This is a genomic window from Providencia rettgeri, from assembly GCF_041075285.1.
Taxonomy (GTDB): domain Bacteria; phylum Pseudomonadota; class Gammaproteobacteria; order Enterobacterales; family Enterobacteriaceae; genus Providencia; species Providencia rettgeri_G.
In genome coordinates, this window is the sequence record NZ_CP163512.1 from 1,795,017 (window position 1) to 1,811,911 (window position 16,895).

Here is a 16,895-nt window from a genome sequence, read left to right on the forward strand (position 1 = left end):
GACAAAATCATCATGACAAATAAGAAATCAGGCAATATCGCTTTAGGCCAATTTATTAAGAAAAAACGCTTAGCAAGCCAAATAACATCACAAGAAATGGCGAAAAAAATCGCCATTTCTGAGACTGCTTATCAAAAGTATGAAGATGGCTCATTATCCATATACGTTGACCATCTTGTTATGTTCTCTAAGATATTTAACATTGATTTAAACTTACTATTTGAAATTTATCTTGGTTCAGAGATAGATAGCTAACTTATGTGAATTAAAACTTGGCGTTAGCGTCAAATGTGCTCTTTTATTGATATAACAAAATTGTTCTCGACAACATTCATAGGGTCATTAATATAGTCTTAACCATCAATGACTACCACGAGGCAATAGCATGTTGTTTTCAACAGCAGAAAAGCTACCCTTCTAATAAGTAAGGTTATTATTTTTATTATTAGAAGGGAAAAACAATGAATTACAGCCGTTTTAACGTTGAAGCATGGCAACGGAAAGAGCACTACCATGTTTATAACACACAAATTAACTGTGGGTTTAGCCTAACAGCAAAAATCGACATAACCTCATTGCTCACTTTTATAAAACTTCGTGGTTATCGTTTTTACCCTACGATGATTTATTTATTATCATCACTGGTGAATAAGCACGATGAGTTTAAATTATCTAAAAAAGATAATGAGCTGATTTTATGGGATAAGGTGAATCCCAGTTTTACGACTTTCCATAATGAAACCGAAACCTTTTCATCTTTATGGTGTGAATATTCTGATAACATCCAGATTTTTATGGAAAATTATGAGGAACAGATCAGGTTGTATAAAGGTAATTATGACCTAGCGCCACAACCTGAGCAGGCAGAAAATATTTTTTATATATCATCATTACCGTGGGTGTCGTTCGATAGTTTTAATTTAAATATTGCCAATATTGCTAGCAATTTCATGCCTATTTTCACAATGGGTAAATTTTACGCAGACGGCGATAACATCTTGCTACCCCTTGCTATTCAGGTACATCATGCCGTTTGTGATGGGTTTCATGTGGGGCGGTTTATCAATGAATTACAAAAGCTGTGTTATAACCCAATGAATGAATCCGTTTTAGCGTGAAGCCACTATGTGGCTAAAGGAAATCAATTTATTGCGGTTTTCATGGTAAATCAATAGCTTATTCCTGTTACTTAACAACCTAAAGGGAAGCGCTTGCTTCCCTTTAGGTCACTCTTCGGCAATCATTTTTCTATCGTTAGTTAAGAAAAAACCAACTAAGATAAAATAAGTCACCAATTGCCCCACTTTGGAAAACGTAATCCATTGGGGTAACCACCATTTTAATAGTATTGGCGAGTGTCAAAGCAATAAGATCGATAGGGTTTGTTGCTGGCATATTTTCTCCTTTTACCTAAGACTAAATGGCAATACTCAATTATTCAATCAGATAAACACGATAAATGTACTTTATAACGCTCAGCGATTAACTATTCATGATGTCTTTTTACTAACCAGTACCACTCCCCCCCATGCTTCTGTTATTATGTGCCTCTTTTCACAGATTTTGCTGATAGCGATTTATAAACAAATAATAACAACTACATCTTATAAAACCACTATCTATCAGTAATATAAATAATAACCGTAATAGAACCGTATAGAATGACAACCAATAAAGAGCAGTACAATTTAAACAAATTACAAAAACGGCTCCGCCGTGATGTTGGGCAAGCTATCGCTGACTTCAATATGATTGAAGATGGCGATCGCATCATGGTCTGTTTATCTGGCGGAAAAGACAGCTACACTTTACTTTCCATTTTGCAAAATTTGCAAAAAAGTGCACCAATCCAATTTTCGTTAGTTGCAGTTAACCTTGACCAGAAACAACCGGGTTTTCCTGAGCATATTTTACCTGCCTACCTCGATAATTTAGGGGTTGAATATAAAATCGTAGAAGAAAATACTTACGGTATTGTAAAAGAAAAAATACCCGAAGGAAAAACAACCTGTTCTCTATGCTCACGTTTGCGCCGTGGTATTCTTTATCGCACAGCGACAGAATTAGGCGCAACAAAAATTGCGCTGGGTCATCATCGTGATGATATTTTGCAAACACTGTTTTTGAATATGTTTTATGGCGGTAAATTAAAAGGCATGCCTCCTAAATTGATGAGCGATGATGGAAAACATATTGTTATTCGCCCATTAGCTTATTGCCGTGAGAAAGATATAGAGCGTTATGCACAAGCAAAAGAATTTCCAATCATTCCTTGTAACCTTTGTGGTTCGCAACCCAATTTACAGCGTCAAGTGATCAAAGAAATGCTACGTGACTGGGATAAACGTTATCCTGGTCGTATTGAAACCATGTTCCGAGCAACCCAAAACGTTATCCCTTCTCACTTGTGTGATACTGAACTTTTTGATTTCAAAAATATTGCTCATGGTGATGATATCGTTGATGGCGGGGATCTCGCATTTGATAGAGAAGAGATGCCAACACAATCTTTTCTTGACGAAGATGATATGCCCGATTTTACCGCGCAACGCTTAGATATTGTTGAAGTAAAATAACCTGCTAGATAACCTTCTGATTGGAGGTTATTTTTTTATCAGATTTTAAGCAAAAAAAAGCCGATGTAAATTACATCGGCATTACAGTGGTCAATTATTCTGTATAAGAACTCAATATGAGAAAAACTACAATTATGGAGCACAACGTTCATCGCTCAACGTTGCATTCACCTGCGGAAGTAATATTGCCCTAAAACTCTATTAGTTTTATTGATTTATCTCAAACTAGGTCTGGTTATACAAAATAAGTCATCAAATTTAGAGCCAACGGCTTCTTCTTAGCCACCAGAGTACTATCCCAATTAAGACGGCGAGTAATACGCAAAATACACTGAAGGCAAAACGAAATTCATTTCCGGGGATCCCGCCTAGATTGACGCCAAATAAGCCTGTCAAAAAAGTGGTTGGTAAAAAAATCATCGCCATCAGTGACATCGTATAAATACGGCGGTTCATCATTTCTGTCATCATATTCGTAATTTCATCAGAAATAATCGCAGTTCGCGCAATAAAACCATCTAAATCTTCGATACAACGACCTAATCTGTCTGAGATTTCTTGGATCCTACGACGATCAGTATCATCTAACCAAAGTAACTTTTCAGCCGTTAAACGAGATAACATATCTCTTTGTGGTGCCATATAACGGCGCACAACAATAATTTGCTTACGTAATAGTGCTAATTCACCACGCTCAGGAATTTCGCCATTTAATATAATATCCTCAAGTCCAATTAGCCGTTCATGTAAAGAGTCGGTGAAGTCACTAATTTCATCTGTAATAGCATCAGCCACTTCGACAAGCCAATCTCCTGTACTTTGAGCACCAACCCCCTGCTGCAAATCATCAATGACAGTGTCCAAAGAATTCACTTTGCGATGACGACTCGAAATAATAATGCGGTTATTGATAAACACACGAAACGCAACCAGTTGCTCTGGACGTTGCCCTGCATTGGTATTTAGTGTTTGTAATGTCAATAAGATACCATCGCCAACGCGAATCAACCGCCAGCGCCCTGACTGCCCTGATAATGCAGATTTAACTTGATCATTAAACAACTCTGACCGTTGGATCCAATTAAAACTTTGCGGGTCTTTATAATCATAATGAAGCCAAAACGGAGATTGTTGCGTCGCACTGGCATTAATATCAATAGGGAGTAGTCCCCCATCCCCATTTAATTGAAATGCATGTACCGGATTTGAGTTTTCAAATAACGAACCATAAACCAACGCCATGCAATATCTCCCTTTTATAAATAATAAGTTATTTTTAATAGAAGAGAGGAAATAATGCAATAATTTCAACGAAATGTTTGATAGTGCTATTTACGGAGCTGTTTGCAGCTAGCAAATGAGATCAATAAGATACAAACTATAATCATATGTTTGCTATTTAAAAAAATATCGCCATTTTTGCTAAAACTCATATACAAATTTGACACAAACGAGCAATAAACTCGCCTATAAATTTTTTATGATTAAAAGGTAGTGTTTATTCCTTTTTGGTCCTCCTTCCCGTTCTCCAGAGGAAGGAGTTTTTTTTCAAAACATCACAATATAAATAGCCCATACAAGGTACAGGCCATTAAATCACATCAAATATTAGTGCTTAATAATATAGAAGCTATGGCTATAAGCTACGTCCTCAGGGTTTTCAATAGGATACCCCTTAAGCCAAGGTTTAATCAGCCGAGCATTGGTGTATTGATAAATAGGCGCGATAGGGGCTTCTTTCGCTAAAATAGCTTCTGCACTGTTATAATAACGGTTCCGTAACTGTGCATTAGTTTCAATACTTGCAGAACTCATCACTTGGTCATATTGCTGGTTATTGAATTTCGGAATATTGCCACTGTGTGTCGATGTCAAAAGGGATAAAAATGTAGAAGGCTCATTAAAGTCACCAATCCAAGATGCGCGAATAACATCAAAATCTCCCGTATTACGGCTATCAATGTATGTTTTCCATTCTTGATTGACTAATTTGACATCAACGCCTAATTTTTTCTTCCACATTGATGCAATTGCGATGGCTATTTTTTGATGGTTTTCTGAACTGTTATATAGCAACGTCAGCTCTAATGGATGATGAGGCCCAAAACCAGCTTCTTTTAATAACGCTTTCGCTTGTTGATCTAATTCTTTTTGCGAATAGCTATTATAAAGCCCTTTTTCAGGTTTAAAGCCATCCGTGACATCAGGTGTAAAATAATAGGCAGGCTTCTCACCTGTGCCTAACACCTTACTCGCAATTAATTGGCGATCAATCGCCATTGACAAGGCCTTTCTCACTCTCACATCGTTTGTCGGTGCACGTTGTGTATTAAAAGCATAATAATAAGTCCCTAATTGATCTGGGGTGAAAACTTCATTAGGAATATCTTTGAGCAGTTTTTGATATCGTTGTTTCGGGAATGATTCAGTAATGTCTAGATCTCCCGCTAAATAACGATTTGTCGCATGGGACTCTTGATTAATCGGGACAAATACCACTTGCGTAATAACCGTATTTTTATGATCCCAATAATATGGATTGGGTGTTAGAACTATTTTTTCATTGACAACACGATCCGCTAACGTAAAAGCACCGTTACCCACTAAGTTACCCACTTTAATCCAGTCAGTCCCTAATTTTTCAACCGTCCCACGATGGACAGGATATAAACTAAAATTGGCAGCTAAAGAAGGAAAATAAGGCACGGGTTTATTAAGAACCACTTTCAACGTGTGTTGGTCAACTGCCTCTACACCTAACTGATCAGCGGCTAATTTACCATCAATAATAGCTTGTGCATTGTTAATCCCCGCCAGTGCGGCAAACCATGCAAATGGGGATGTGTTTTCTGGCGTGACTAAACGCTGCCAACTATAAACAAAATCATCAGCGGTCACAGGCTCACCGTTTGACCAACGGGCATCTGGTCTAAGCGTAAATGTCCAAATGCGGTTATCTTCCGTATTCCACTTGAGAGCAACACCGGGAACTGGCTTGCCATGGCTATCTTGATTAACCAAGCCTTCAAATAAATCACGCATGACTTGCGCTTCGGTCAATCCCACGGATTTAATCGGATCTAATGATGCTGGTTCATCTTTCAAATGGCGAGTCACAGTTTGGTTATCTGCTAACACTGTCCCCGCAGGAACAACTGCACTGAAAGCTGATGTAGTAAAAAATAGTGAAGCAAATAATACGGCTAAAGGAGAAAATGAAGGTTTATCCATGTTATTTTCTATCTTGTTAAGATGATTAAAATCAACGGAATATTTCGCTGACACAGTATCAAAAAGAGACTAACGCATAACTGCACTACTGAATTTAACACGAAGACTTCAACACTTCGTAGAAAACTTTTGTTTTCGCATCATATGCTTTCATGTTTTAAAAATCCATACATCCTGTTTATTTTGTGAGTATAACGGTTTAATAACAAATTTATCTTTTGTGCACAGTTTCAGTCGATGATTAACTTTAATTGTTATTTTTCTCTAAAGGGCACTTCTATCCCTTATATTTCATCTGGTAAATTAATGATTATTAAAGAAACCGATACTTATAGACGCACTTTTGTTACACTCAATAAGATATTTTAAAAGACGATATAATAAAAAACATAAACTCTAATGGCGCTTATCCCCTATATAATCGCTAACCGTGAGAGACTAATTGTCCATACTTGTAACTGCCTTGCGCCACTTATGCGTTAAGGTATACAGTTAGCTTTTCGATATGCAGTTTATTTTGGTCATTAATAGAATGTAAAACTCAAAGGGCCTAGCTTAATCTGAATGAAAACCTTTAATCGCCAAGATTTTCCTGAAAAACAGATTAAATTAGTGCTTATTCAACTTATAAACGGGAGAAAAATTCATGTCGCAAACAGTTAAATTAAAAGGCAATGAAATTGCCGTTAATGGCGTTTTCTTGCAATCAGGTACAAAAGCAAAACCTTTTACTTTAGTCGCAAAAGATCTTAGTGAAGCCACACTGGAAACTTATGTAGGTAAACGCAAAGTACTCAATATTTTCCCAAGTGTTGACACTGGCGTTTGTGCTGCCTCTGTTCGTAAATTCAACCAACTAGCAAACGACCTTGATAACACCGTTGTCCTGTGCATTTCTGCTGATTTACCTTTTGCTCAAGCACGTTTTTGTGGCGCTGAAGGGCTGGATAATGTCGTGACACTATCGACTTTCCGTAGCCCTTCTTTTGCAGATGATTATGGTGTTGCAATTGCAAGTGGCCCACTAAAAGGTTTAACTGCTCGTTCAGTCATTGTCTTAGATGAAAACGACAACGTAATTTATAGCCAGTTAGTCCCTGAGATCACCGAAGAGCCTGACTACGATAGCGCACTAAACAGCCTGAAATAAGCTTATTAAATTATCGAGTTTCTCATATAAAAAAGCGGGATATCATCCCGCTTGAGGTTGTTGACAAAGTGGGATAAAAGCGTGGTTTTTCCCACTTTGTGTTATCAGGCGAAAATCAATATATTGATTTTCCTTGTTTATTTTCAAAACCTATCCAACCTGCCGCCAAACATGTTATGTTTGTCAGCAGTCTGAAGCGGGATATTATCCCGCTTTTTTAACTTTTAATCGTCATTAAATTAGTCAACATAAGCCCAATAGAGGGGATGATGATTTTTAGCATTAACAACATTCACAAATAATTGATTACCTTTCATGTAACTCACTAATGTATGTGATAAGGTACTTAAAATTTTGAATGCCTGATCCTGCGTAACAGGGCAACAGGAGGTTAGAATGTCAATAATGAAATCGCGAGGTTTATGACCATTTTTGACTAACGCTTCCCACGTAAAACGGTTTTTCTTCGTTAGGTATTTAACTGCTGCTTTGTTCATTAAATACAGTTCTGCCGCTGACGCCGCTGACTCAAACATATCATTTTTATAATGACACTGATCCATATACTCGCGTAGCTTACGATTGATAACAAAATTAATAGTGAATTGATCCATGGCAACTCCTTATAGGCTTAAACCCATTAAAAAGATGAGTACCCAATACAGCTGCTGTCTATGTTATATAGCAGGAAAAACCGCCAATACGCAAGGGAGTTGGTCAATATTTACTCTCCCTAAACAATAAGAATAGGTAAACGGCAAGCAATAAGCCGAAAAGAGTTAAAACATGGTCCCTTGCCTTTCTCAGCTAGCTTGCCGTTATCTAATTGAAATTTTAGGTTAATCTATATGTTGGGTTATGTCTAACGCAGTACCTTTGCTCTCTTGCACAAATTGTAAGTGCGTTTCACCCCCCTCAAATTCCTGCACGATATTTAGTTTTTTATCTCCATCCCAACGATAACGAATGGCTATACAACCTTCTACTGGGCAAGGCATTTCACTATTTTTTTGAATGACTAACTTCTCAACTAAGAATAACGGCCCATCTTCAAGTAACCCACTACGGTATTGTTTGTACGCCTGTAATAAAGTGCTTCCAGTAAAATAACATTTAGTGAGAGCTCCATTTTCATAGATCTCATCCATGGTTTGTTCTTCATCTTGGCAATATTTATTTAACCCATCATTTGGGATAGTTGTATTAGCCAAGCTAAAAAAGCTAACACCAAAAAGGATGACCGCGAGTGCAAACAGGTTGTTTTTATTCATTTTAGTTAATCTTGTTCTTTTTTGGTATTCAGACCATATTCTCGAAGTTTATTGGCAATTGCTGTATGAGAGATCTCCAAACGTTTAGCTAATTTACGAGTGCTCGGATAATCACGATATAAACGCGATAGTACCGAAGCTTCATAGCGTTTGGTTATTTCATCCAAAGAGCCATTCAGTGAATCTAGCGCAAGGGTAGGCGTATTGACCACATCCGGTAATTGGATATCATCTGCCTCTAAAGTATTACCTTCGAGCTGTGTTAGGCCTTGATACAAAGCGTTCCTTAATTGACGGACATTGCCAGGCCAATAATAACCACTTAAATATTCAATTAATGAAGGCGCTAATTTAGGCTCTGGGATATGTAACTCTTTTGAGAAGCTGGCAACAAAGGTTTTTGTTAATGGTAAGAGGTCTTCTTTACGTTCACGCAGTGGCGGGATAGTTAGTGTTAATACATTTAAGCGATAATACAGGTCTTCTCTGAATTTTTTTTCTGCAACAAGTGCAGGGAGGTTTTTCTGTGTGGCACAAATCACGCGTACATTGACTTTTACCTCATGTTCTTCGCCGACACGCCTAAAGGTTCCATCATTTAAAAAACGCAGTAACTTAATCTGCATTTGTGGAGACATCTCGGCAATTTCATCCAGTAAAACTGTTCCGCCATTCGCTTGTTCGAAAAAGCCTTTCTTCCCTTCAACCGCATTAGGGTATGCCCCAGCGGCATAGCCAAATAACTCACTTTCAACCACATCATCAGGCATGGAAGCACAGTTTAAACCTAAAAATGGCTCTTTACCTCTTGCACTGTGTAAATGGCAAGCTTTGGCTAACAGATCTTTTCCTGTTCCCGTTTCCCCCACCAGTAACAACGGTTCATCCAACATTGCCATCCGTTTTGCACGCTCAACAACATTTGACATAACAGGGCTGACAGCAATAATTTGCTCAAACCCGCTGTTATCCACTTCTGTCACTTGTTGACGCTGCTTATCTAAAACAGCCGCTGATTTAAGTAATAAAACAGCCCCCGTACAATGGGATTTGCCCTCTTCGTCCGCCAAAATAATTGGGGTTACCTGCATCAGATAGTCTTGACCTTTGATGGTGATTTTTTCCGAGTATGGCTCAGGAGATCCACGCTCAAACCAGCGCGCTAAGCTATGACTTCCAACCAACTGAGAAAAAGTCTTTTCCCGAATTTTTGTTTCATCATAGCCAAACAGTTGCAGAGTCATTGGGTTAACTAATTCAATATTTAGCTTATTATCGATGGATAAAACAGCTTCAGGAAATGAATTAAGTAATGCCCACACCGCTTTGTGTTCACGTTCTGATGGCATGAAATAAATACGTCGAACATCAATCACCCCATTAATTCGGCGAATTTCAGCCATCAAAGAGCTAAATACCTGAAAATCAACAGGGGTAAAGTTAAGGTATATGCGGCGCTGAGGCGATATTTCAATGCCTTTAAGATCAATATTTTGCAGAACTAAAAGATCAAGTAATTCACGCGTTAACCCTATTCGGTCTTGGCAAGTCACTTCGAGGCGCATGGAAAGGAACCTTATTAAAGACGTTGATTAAATGCGTTTATTTTAACGTTAATCACGGTGAGAAGACAGGGTTTGTGTCACATATTGTTGACACGTTGTAATTGAATGACCTCCTGCCGAATAAAATGGTATTTTGGCCTATTTTTCATTCATATTGGAAAGAATTAACCATCATGACAACAAAAAATGCTGCAAGGTGAGCCTAAACTGTCAACTCACCCTGACAATGAAAACTTATTTTTTGTCCTTTTTATTTGGAATTACGTTTTTTAACTGCCCAATTAACTGATGACGAAAATCCGCCAGCCGCGGCTTATTATCAATCCAAGGTAATGGGCGGCACAGTTCCATGGCCTTAATCCCCAAGCGTGCGGTTAATAAACCCGCCCCAATTCCTTGCGCAGCTCGCGTGGACAATCGAGCCGTAATATCTTGTGATAACCAATCCATTCCAACTTCACGGATCAGCTCTGACGCACCAGCAAATGCAATGTTTATCAATACCATACGGAACAATCGAATACGGCTATAATAGCCTAGTTCAATTCCATAAATGGCCGCGATTCGGTTAATCAAACGAATATTTCGCCAAGCAATAAACGCCATATCTACGATAGCTAACGGGCTAGCGGCAATCATAATGGCCGATTCCGCACTGCAACGGCTAATTTCTTTTCGTGCCTGCTCATCAAGAATTGGTTGAACTATTTGACTATATAATTCAACAACTTCACGGTCATTATGCGAGTCATGCAACAGGCTTTGCCAACGTTGTACTGCCGGGTGCTGCGCAGATAATGCTGACTGTTTAGCCAATTTCTCACAGAAGTCTTTCCCCTGTCCCATACCATGGCTATGCAGTAATTCGCGCGCAAAATCTCGCTCTTCAGCACGTTCACGTAGTCGGTATAAACGACGCCACTCCCCCACAATCGAACCAACACCGGCAATAACAATTAAGCCTCCCGCAGATGCCGTGCCTAATGCGGTCCAATCTTGCGTTACCCATGATTGATGGGCCCAAATACCTAGCTGTGCAACAACACTCACCACGAAAATTCCCGTGGCTGTTCCGATAAGCTTACGCCAAAAAGAGCGCTTCGGTTTTAACGCTTCATTAATCAGGCTTTCAATTTCCCCATCTTGCGCTCCTTGCTCCGTCTCTAATGCCACTGGCGTGAAATTTTCAAACTCGTGATCATCAAATACATGTGCTTGCCTTAATTTTTCAGTATTTTCATCGGAAATCTCATCGGCAAAATCAAGGCGTTGCTTTATTGGTTCATTCATTTTAATTTATCCCCCAACAAAAATTCTAACGCGCTATCCATACGTATATGGGGTAATGGTTGGTCAATCGGCGTCGGCTGTGGCCTAAAGTTTTCAAACTGAAAGCCTTGTTGTTGCCAAAATTGCTCAGAAGGTAAACGTTTAGGCACTTCCCCTGGGTAAAAAGTTAACGGTTGCCCATCACTTAAACGCTCCCCTTTCAAGGCAGGCAGCTTTTCCCCTTTATAATCTACAATGCCACTTTTTGTCGCTTGAATGGATGCCAACCCCATGCAGTCCATACTGATACCTTCAAACGCAGCATTTTGCCAAGCTTCTTGCACCAATTGTTGCAGTAAAGAGACTAAATTCCCATGTTGATCTGGCGTAACATGGTCAGATTTACTGGCGGCAAATAACAGTTTATCAATGCATGGAGAGAATAAACGTCTAAGTAATGTGCGTTTTCCATAATGAAAACTACGCATTAATTGAGTCAACGCCATACGCATATCATTAAATGCTTCAGGACCACTATTTAATGGTTGCAAACAATCTACAAGCACAATTTGACGGTCAAATCGTTGAAAATAGTCACGATAAAACCCTTTCACCACATGTTCACAATAATATTGATAGCGTTGCTGTAATGCGCCAAAATTCGTGTTCTTCCCCGCTTGTGCCAAGGCTTTTGCCCCATATTTCGCCACATTTGGCCAAGGAAAAAATTGCAAAGCCGGTGCGCCATCCAGTTCCGCGGGTAAAACAAAACGTCCAGGTTGAATAAAGTGTTGCCCTTGCGCCTTACATTCAATTAAATATTGTGTATAGCTTTTCGCAATCTCCGCCAGTAAATTTTCGTCTACCGGAGCGAATGGGTCGCACTTTTCACATAAGGCTAACCAAGGTTGGGCTAAATGTGCTCGTTCACCTTTGATCAGTGTATTCATTTGCTCTGACCAATCGATATAACTGAGATCTAACATTGGTAAATCCAGCAACCATTCCCCTGGGTAATCGACAATTTCTAAATATAAAGATGAGTTATCAACAAAATGACGCAAAAAGGAATCATTTGAACGATAATGTAGTTTCAAGCGAATTTCACTGACACCACGGGTTGGCGTTGGCCACGCTGGTGGCTGCCCATACAACGATGCAATACCTTCATCATAAGCAAAGCGCGGAACGGATAAATCACGATGAGGGATGCGTTTCACCCCGAGTAGCCGTTTATCCCTTGCTGCGGAAAATAAAGGCAAACGAGCGCCTGTATTCACGTTCAATAGTTGATTAACTAATGAAGTAATGAATGCCGTTTTACCACTACGGCTAAGCCCTGTTACGGCTAATTTGACATGACGATCAACACTTCGGTTCATCAAATCCGTCAATTCATTTTGCAGGCGTTTCATGCTCCTCCCGAGTTGCTCCATCGTAATTGATAATTCTCTTACTCATTATTTTGCGCAATAATTTGGCATAAAACAAACAGTATTAGCTTAACCGTTTGATCAACAAATTAATTATCCATTTACTGCTCAACAATTTAATCACTCTTGCGACAATACCTGCAGGTCCATAGTTGAGTAAGAACACCAAAAAAATCTTAAATGCTTTTGCTAAAAGAAGTTGTTTTGCATATTTTTTGATGTGTTGATGAAGCACTTTCGACATATTACGTACTCCTACTCCCAATACACAAAAATAAGAGATAAAAGGGATATGGTGGAAACCTAATCCCTTTGTTGTGATGGCTATGCAATTTTTATAAATCGCGGAATTTACTGTTGACGGTATAGGTGTCTGAAGTGACATAACGCTCGATTTGGCGAAGTTTCATTTCACCTGATTTCAGTTGCATATCGATTTGATTTATCAAGCTACTGACTTCAGGCCCGATATCTTGCTCACCTCGATAACCACTTGGTGCGGTTTCCACCACAAAACACATCACAATATATAAAATTAATGTGATCCCAAAGCTCATAAATAAAGCCAATACGGCTAATGCTCTGACCAATGCAACAGGTAATTCTAAATATTCCGCAATACCAGAACATACACCACCAAACACACGTCTGTCTGACAAACGGTAAAGTTTACGGTTGCGAAATTGAGTCATTATTTTTGCCTCCAATTCGGGTGCTCTGCATCCAAAATATCTTCAAGCGTCTTAATGCGTTGCTGCATACGCGAAGCCTGCTCCGCTAATTGCATTAAACGCTGTACTTCATTTTCAGTTAGCTGGCTCCCCTGCCCGTTATTTTTTTTGCTGTAGTGCAGCCATAACCAAACAGGCAGAACAAAAATAACAAAAATGATTAATACGAGAGACAGTAAAACGTAGCCCATCACATTTCCTTATTAATATGGTTAGTCTATTTGCCACTCTGACACGAAATACCAAAGTGGCAAAATAAAATTACTGATCTTTATTAATTTTAGCTTTAAGTGCCGCTAACTGCGCGCTAATTTCATCATCTGCTTTAAGTTCAGCAAATTGCTGATCCAGCGATTTTTGTTTGCCAATACCATAACTTTGAGCTTCACCTTCCATATGATCAATACGGCGTTCAAACTGTTCAAAACGCGCCATTGCTTCATCCATTTTTCCACTGTCTAATTGGCGGCGAACATTGCGGCTCGACTGTGCCGCTTCCATACGAACCACCATAGATTGCTGCTTGGCACGAGTTTCTTGCAATTTGTTTTCTAATTCTGAAATTTCACCTTTTAAGCGGGTCAATGTTTCATCAACAATAATCAGCTCATGTTTTAAAGTATCAACCATCGCGCTGACTTTTTGTTTTTCAATTAAAGCCGCACGCGCTAAATCTTCTTTATCTTTGACCAATGCTAATTCCGCTTTTTCTTGCCAATCAGCAACTTGCTTTTCACCCATTTCAATACGGCGCTCTAAGCCTTTTTTCTCTGCTAAGGTGCGTGCAGACGTTGAGCGGATCTCAACTAACATATCTTCCATTTCCTGAATCATCAGGCGGATCATTTTTTGCGGATCTTCAGCTTTATCTAACAGTGAAGCAATATTTGCATTAATGATGTCGGCAAAACGTGAAAAAATACCCATTATTCATTTCCTCTTGATGGATTTATCATTTCTGTCGCGCCTGACTTGATTTAGCTTCCAGCCAATCTGACGCGCTATAAATAAAACAATTTACTTTAATTACACTCAATCATTGGTAAAACGGTCTACCTTTTCTCTCTAACATATAGCAAACTGCGTGCCAAAAGTTTAAAAAATTACTATCAGATTGATTTTATTAATATTAATTATTTTCTTTACATCCAATCTGTTTAGTTTATAGTTAACACATCGGTCATTAAAACCAATTTTTGGTAAATTTAACCATGAAAAATGCAAACGATACGATCCTCGGTGTCTCCAGCAATTTTTTAGATGTCCTTGAGCAAGCCTCCGAACTTGCCCAATTAAATAAGCCCATTCTGGTCATAGGAGAACGCGGAACAGGTAAGGAACTGATTGCAGATCGTTTGCACTACCTTTCCCCCCGTTGGCAAGAAGCCTTTATCTCTCTCAATTGCAGTGGACTCAATGAGAATTTACTGGATTCTGAACTATTTGGGCACGAAGCGGGGTCATTTACTGGTGCACAAAAACGCCACCAAGGGCGCTTTGAACGCGCAGATAAAGGTTCGTTATTTCTTGATGAACTCGCTACCGCACCAATGTCAGTACAAGAGAAGCTATTAAGAGTCATCGAATATGGCGAACTCGAACGTGTTGGGGGCAGCCAATCTTTACGGGTGGACGTGCGTTTAATATGTGCAACCAATGCGAATTTACCTGAGCTCGCTAAACAAGGCAGATTTCGTGCAGATTTACTGGATAGGCTTGCATTTGATGTGATCCGCATTCCTCCCCTACGGGAGCGTCAGCCTGATATTTTATTACTGGCTGAACATTTTGCCATTTTAATGTGCGGAGAATTAAAACGTTCTCATTTTACAGGGTTTACACCTGAAGCAGAGCAAGCTTTATTACAATACCCTTGGCCGGGAAATGTGCGTGAGCTAAAAAATGTGATTGAGCGTTCAGTTTATCGCCATGGTGATCAAGCCAATCCAGTGAATACCATTATTTTTAATCCCTTTGGGGAAAAGCTGGCGGAGTTACATGAGACACTCCCCAGTAAAGGGGTCGCCACATCCTCGAATAGCAGGCTACCTACACTGCCTTGTGACTTACGGCAATGGCAGCAACAGACTGAAAAACAGCTACTTGAACAGGCAATTATCGCTAATCACTATAATCAACGAAAAGCCGCTCAATCCTTATCCCTAAGCTATGATCAGTTACGTGGGTTAGTGAAAAAACATCAAATTAAAACTGAAAATTAAAATGCTATCCAAGTAATACTCTCTTTATTACTTGGATATCGACCCACTTTTTAATCTGCCCCCTTTATATGAAAGATTTTTTTTACTAAATATTTCAAAATTATTAAATCCCTCATTAAAATAATTACGTATTTTCTTCTAAGAACAATTTGTTATCCATTTCTTGTTTTTGTTTTTGCCTCTTTTTCTAATTTTAAACTTATTTAAAAATATCATAAGCATATAGTTCAATAAGTAAAATTGATTGACTCAACTCGTATTTGTCATAAAAATCAACATCAAGAGTGAACGTTATATTAAATATCATTTTAAATTAAGATATTCTCTGCAAACGACTTATGTTTTTATTTTTTCTATTTTTATTTTACATTAAGCTAAAAATACAATGGTAGATAAATTATTAGTTAAACCTATTATTTTTATTTCTAATTTTTACAGATTGTCATAATTAACCACAACGAAAAATATATTTATGTGATATTTATATTAGTGCGACTTCTATAGCACAAGGAGCTTATTATGAAAAAAGTAAACATATTGGCTATCCCTTTGTTGCTCTTAGGGGTATCAACTATGCCTCACTCTGAATCATTAATGCGAACCTTTAGCTATTGTGATGCCTCTTTTTTTAATAAGATGAATGACTATCCCGTGCTTCGGGATATCTCTAACACCTTAAAAAATACCAAGTTTGATGATGGTATACCATTTTCTGTTGACCTCAATTTTTCGCCAACGGGTGTTGTTACTTTTAACCGTTTTTTTGTCAGCCATAGTGACTTTAATAAATACGACGATTTCTCCTATATGGGCATACGCGGCCACTATTATTTTTGGGGTTTCGAAACAACACAGAGTCTTGATGAGGTTATCCGCTATACCTCCTCAAAAATTAGTATCTTAAAGATAGGCAATAGCTATATTTATGCCCCAATGATTAGGCATAATTTAAACGGAAAATGGGTCTTTAATGAATATGTGGCTCAAGATTATGGTTTAGATCCTTATGCCGCTGAAAAAATGATGGTTATTGAGAAGGATGAACAGCGTGGTGTTGTCCGCTTTATATGTACACTGCAAGGTAATGTCACGGAAGATGATTTAAAATTTGTCGGTTTGAAGTAACTCGCTTAACTAAGCAGCAATACGACCGCAAGGGCTCCACTTTACACATAAAAAAAAGCCAGCACCCAAGCTGGCTATCAAATAAAACACTGGAAGCAATGTGAGCAATGTCATGCCTGTCGACATAAGTACACACTTAAGCGACAAAGCGAATGATAATAGTTATCAGTGCTATTTGTAAAGCTTTTTAATGAGATTTTTTCTCATTAAGACATACTTCAATGATAGACCACATAATTTTATCAATAACCATAATATTTCAATGTTATTTAGTGTGTTTTTTGTTCGGTTTTAACGCCCGATTTTGCTTATACCCTGTTCG

General features: G+C 38.5%; 18 protein-coding genes. 6 read left to right on the forward strand and 12 right to left on the reverse strand.

The window, feature by feature from the left end:
* The first annotated feature begins 12 nt into the window (after positions 1-12).
* Complete coding sequence (locus tag AB6N04_RS08125) at positions 13-255, forward strand: helix-turn-helix domain-containing protein (RefSeq protein WP_369311383.1); 243 nt, start codon at positions 13-15, stop codon at positions 253-255.
* Between the two features lie 206 nt (positions 256-461).
* A complete protein-coding gene (catA, locus tag AB6N04_RS08130; protein ID WP_369311384.1) occupies positions 462-1,118 on the forward strand; it encodes a type A chloramphenicol O-acetyltransferase in 657 nt (218 codons plus the stop codon).
* Positions 1,119-1,254: 136 nt separating this feature from the next.
* Here the strand turns inward: catA and AB6N04_RS08135 are convergent, their stop codons facing one another.
* The gene (locus AB6N04_RS08135; protein ID WP_369311385.1) at positions 1,255-1,395 is read right to left on the reverse strand and encodes a hypothetical protein; all 141 of its coding nucleotides are present in this window, start codon (positions 1,393-1,395) and stop codon (positions 1,255-1,257) included.
* Positions 1,396-1,661: 266 nt separating this feature from the next.
* On the opposite strand from AB6N04_RS08135, the gene ttcA reads away from it, so the two are divergent.
* Entirely contained in the window at positions 1,662-2,576 is a 915-nt protein-coding gene (gene ttcA / locus AB6N04_RS08140) for a tRNA 2-thiocytidine(32) synthetase TtcA (protein WP_369311386.1), read from the forward strand.
* Between the two features lie 258 nt (positions 2,577-2,834).
* On the opposite strand, the gene zntB is transcribed toward ttcA, so the two are convergent.
* Both zntB and AB6N04_RS08150 read right to left on the reverse strand, forming a co-directional pair.
* Positions 2,835-3,818, reverse strand: a complete 984-nt coding sequence (zntB, locus tag AB6N04_RS08145; protein ID WP_369311387.1) for a zinc transporter ZntB — start codon at positions 3,816-3,818, stop codon at positions 2,835-2,837.
* Positions 3,819-4,184: 366 nt separating this feature from the next.
* Positions 4,185-5,807, reverse strand: coding sequence for an ABC transporter substrate-binding protein (locus AB6N04_RS08150; RefSeq protein ID WP_369311388.1), 1,623 nt, complete (start codon positions 5,805-5,807; stop codon positions 4,185-4,187).
* A 646-nt stretch (positions 5,808-6,453) separates the two neighbouring features.
* On the opposite strand from AB6N04_RS08150, the gene tpx reads away from it, so the two are divergent.
* Positions 6,454-6,957 (forward strand): thiol peroxidase, encoded by a 504-nt coding sequence (gene tpx / locus AB6N04_RS08155; protein ID WP_369311389.1) that lies wholly within the window; start codon positions 6,454-6,456, stop codon positions 6,955-6,957.
* 239 nt (positions 6,958-7,196) lie between these two features.
* Here tpx and AB6N04_RS08160 read toward each other — a convergent pair whose 3' ends face one another.
* The 9 genes from AB6N04_RS08160 to pspA all read right to left on the reverse strand — a co-directional run bounded on the left by AB6N04_RS08160 (position 7,197) and on the right by pspA (position 14,153).
* Complete coding sequence (locus AB6N04_RS08160; RefSeq protein ID WP_369311390.1) at positions 7,197-7,571, reverse strand: ATP-binding protein; 375 nt, start codon at positions 7,569-7,571, stop codon at positions 7,197-7,199.
* A 225-nt stretch (positions 7,572-7,796) separates the two neighbouring features.
* Positions 7,797-8,228 (reverse strand): hypothetical protein, encoded by a 432-nt coding sequence (locus tag AB6N04_RS08165; RefSeq protein ID WP_369311391.1) that lies wholly within the window; start codon positions 8,226-8,228, stop codon positions 7,797-7,799.
* Positions 8,229-8,233: 5 nt separating this feature from the next.
* Positions 8,234-9,793, reverse strand: coding sequence for a transcriptional regulator TyrR (gene tyrR / locus AB6N04_RS08170; protein ID WP_369311392.1), 1,560 nt, complete (start codon positions 9,791-9,793; stop codon positions 8,234-8,236).
* 234 nt (positions 9,794-10,027) lie between these two features.
* Entirely contained in the window at positions 10,028-11,083 is a 1,056-nt protein-coding gene (locus AB6N04_RS08175) for a YcjF family protein (RefSeq protein ID WP_369311393.1), read from the reverse strand.
* Complete coding sequence (locus AB6N04_RS08180; protein ID WP_369311394.1) at positions 11,080-12,477, reverse strand: YcjX family protein; 1,398 nt, start codon at positions 12,475-12,477, stop codon at positions 11,080-11,082. The genes AB6N04_RS08175 and AB6N04_RS08180 overlap by 4 nt, the downstream gene beginning before the upstream one ends.
* 82 nt (positions 12,478-12,559) lie before the next feature.
* Positions 12,560-12,739 carry a hypothetical protein gene (locus AB6N04_RS08185; protein WP_369311395.1) on the reverse strand — a complete coding sequence of 60 codons (180 nt, stop codon included), beginning with the start codon at positions 12,737-12,739 and terminating at the stop codon, positions 12,560-12,562.
* 91 nt (positions 12,740-12,830) lie between these two features.
* Complete coding sequence (locus AB6N04_RS08190; RefSeq protein WP_369311396.1) at positions 12,831-13,187, reverse strand: PspC domain-containing protein; 357 nt, start codon at positions 13,185-13,187, stop codon at positions 12,831-12,833.
* On the reverse strand, positions 13,187-13,417 hold the full coding sequence (pspB, locus tag AB6N04_RS08195) for an envelope stress response membrane protein PspB (protein WP_206084065.1): 231 nt from the start codon (positions 13,415-13,417) through the stop codon (positions 13,187-13,189). The genes AB6N04_RS08190 and pspB overlap by 1 nt, the downstream gene beginning before the upstream one ends.
* Positions 13,418-13,487: 70 nt before the next feature.
* On the reverse strand, positions 13,488-14,153 hold the full coding sequence (gene pspA / locus AB6N04_RS08200) for a phage shock protein PspA (protein ID WP_206084064.1): 666 nt from the start codon (positions 14,151-14,153) through the stop codon (positions 13,488-13,490).
* A gap of 284 nt (positions 14,154-14,437) precedes the next feature.
* Here pspA and pspF point away from each other — a divergent pair, with 284 nt between their 5' ends.
* The gene (pspF, locus tag AB6N04_RS08205; RefSeq protein WP_369311397.1) at positions 14,438-15,448 is read left to right on the forward strand and encodes a phage shock protein operon transcriptional activator; all 1,011 of its coding nucleotides are present in this window, start codon (positions 14,438-14,440) and stop codon (positions 15,446-15,448) included.
* 519 nt (positions 15,449-15,967) lie between these two features.
* Positions 15,968-16,573 (forward strand): hypothetical protein, encoded by a 606-nt coding sequence (locus AB6N04_RS08210; RefSeq protein WP_369311398.1) that lies wholly within the window; start codon positions 15,968-15,970, stop codon positions 16,571-16,573.
* Positions 16,574-16,895 lie beyond the last annotated feature (322 nt).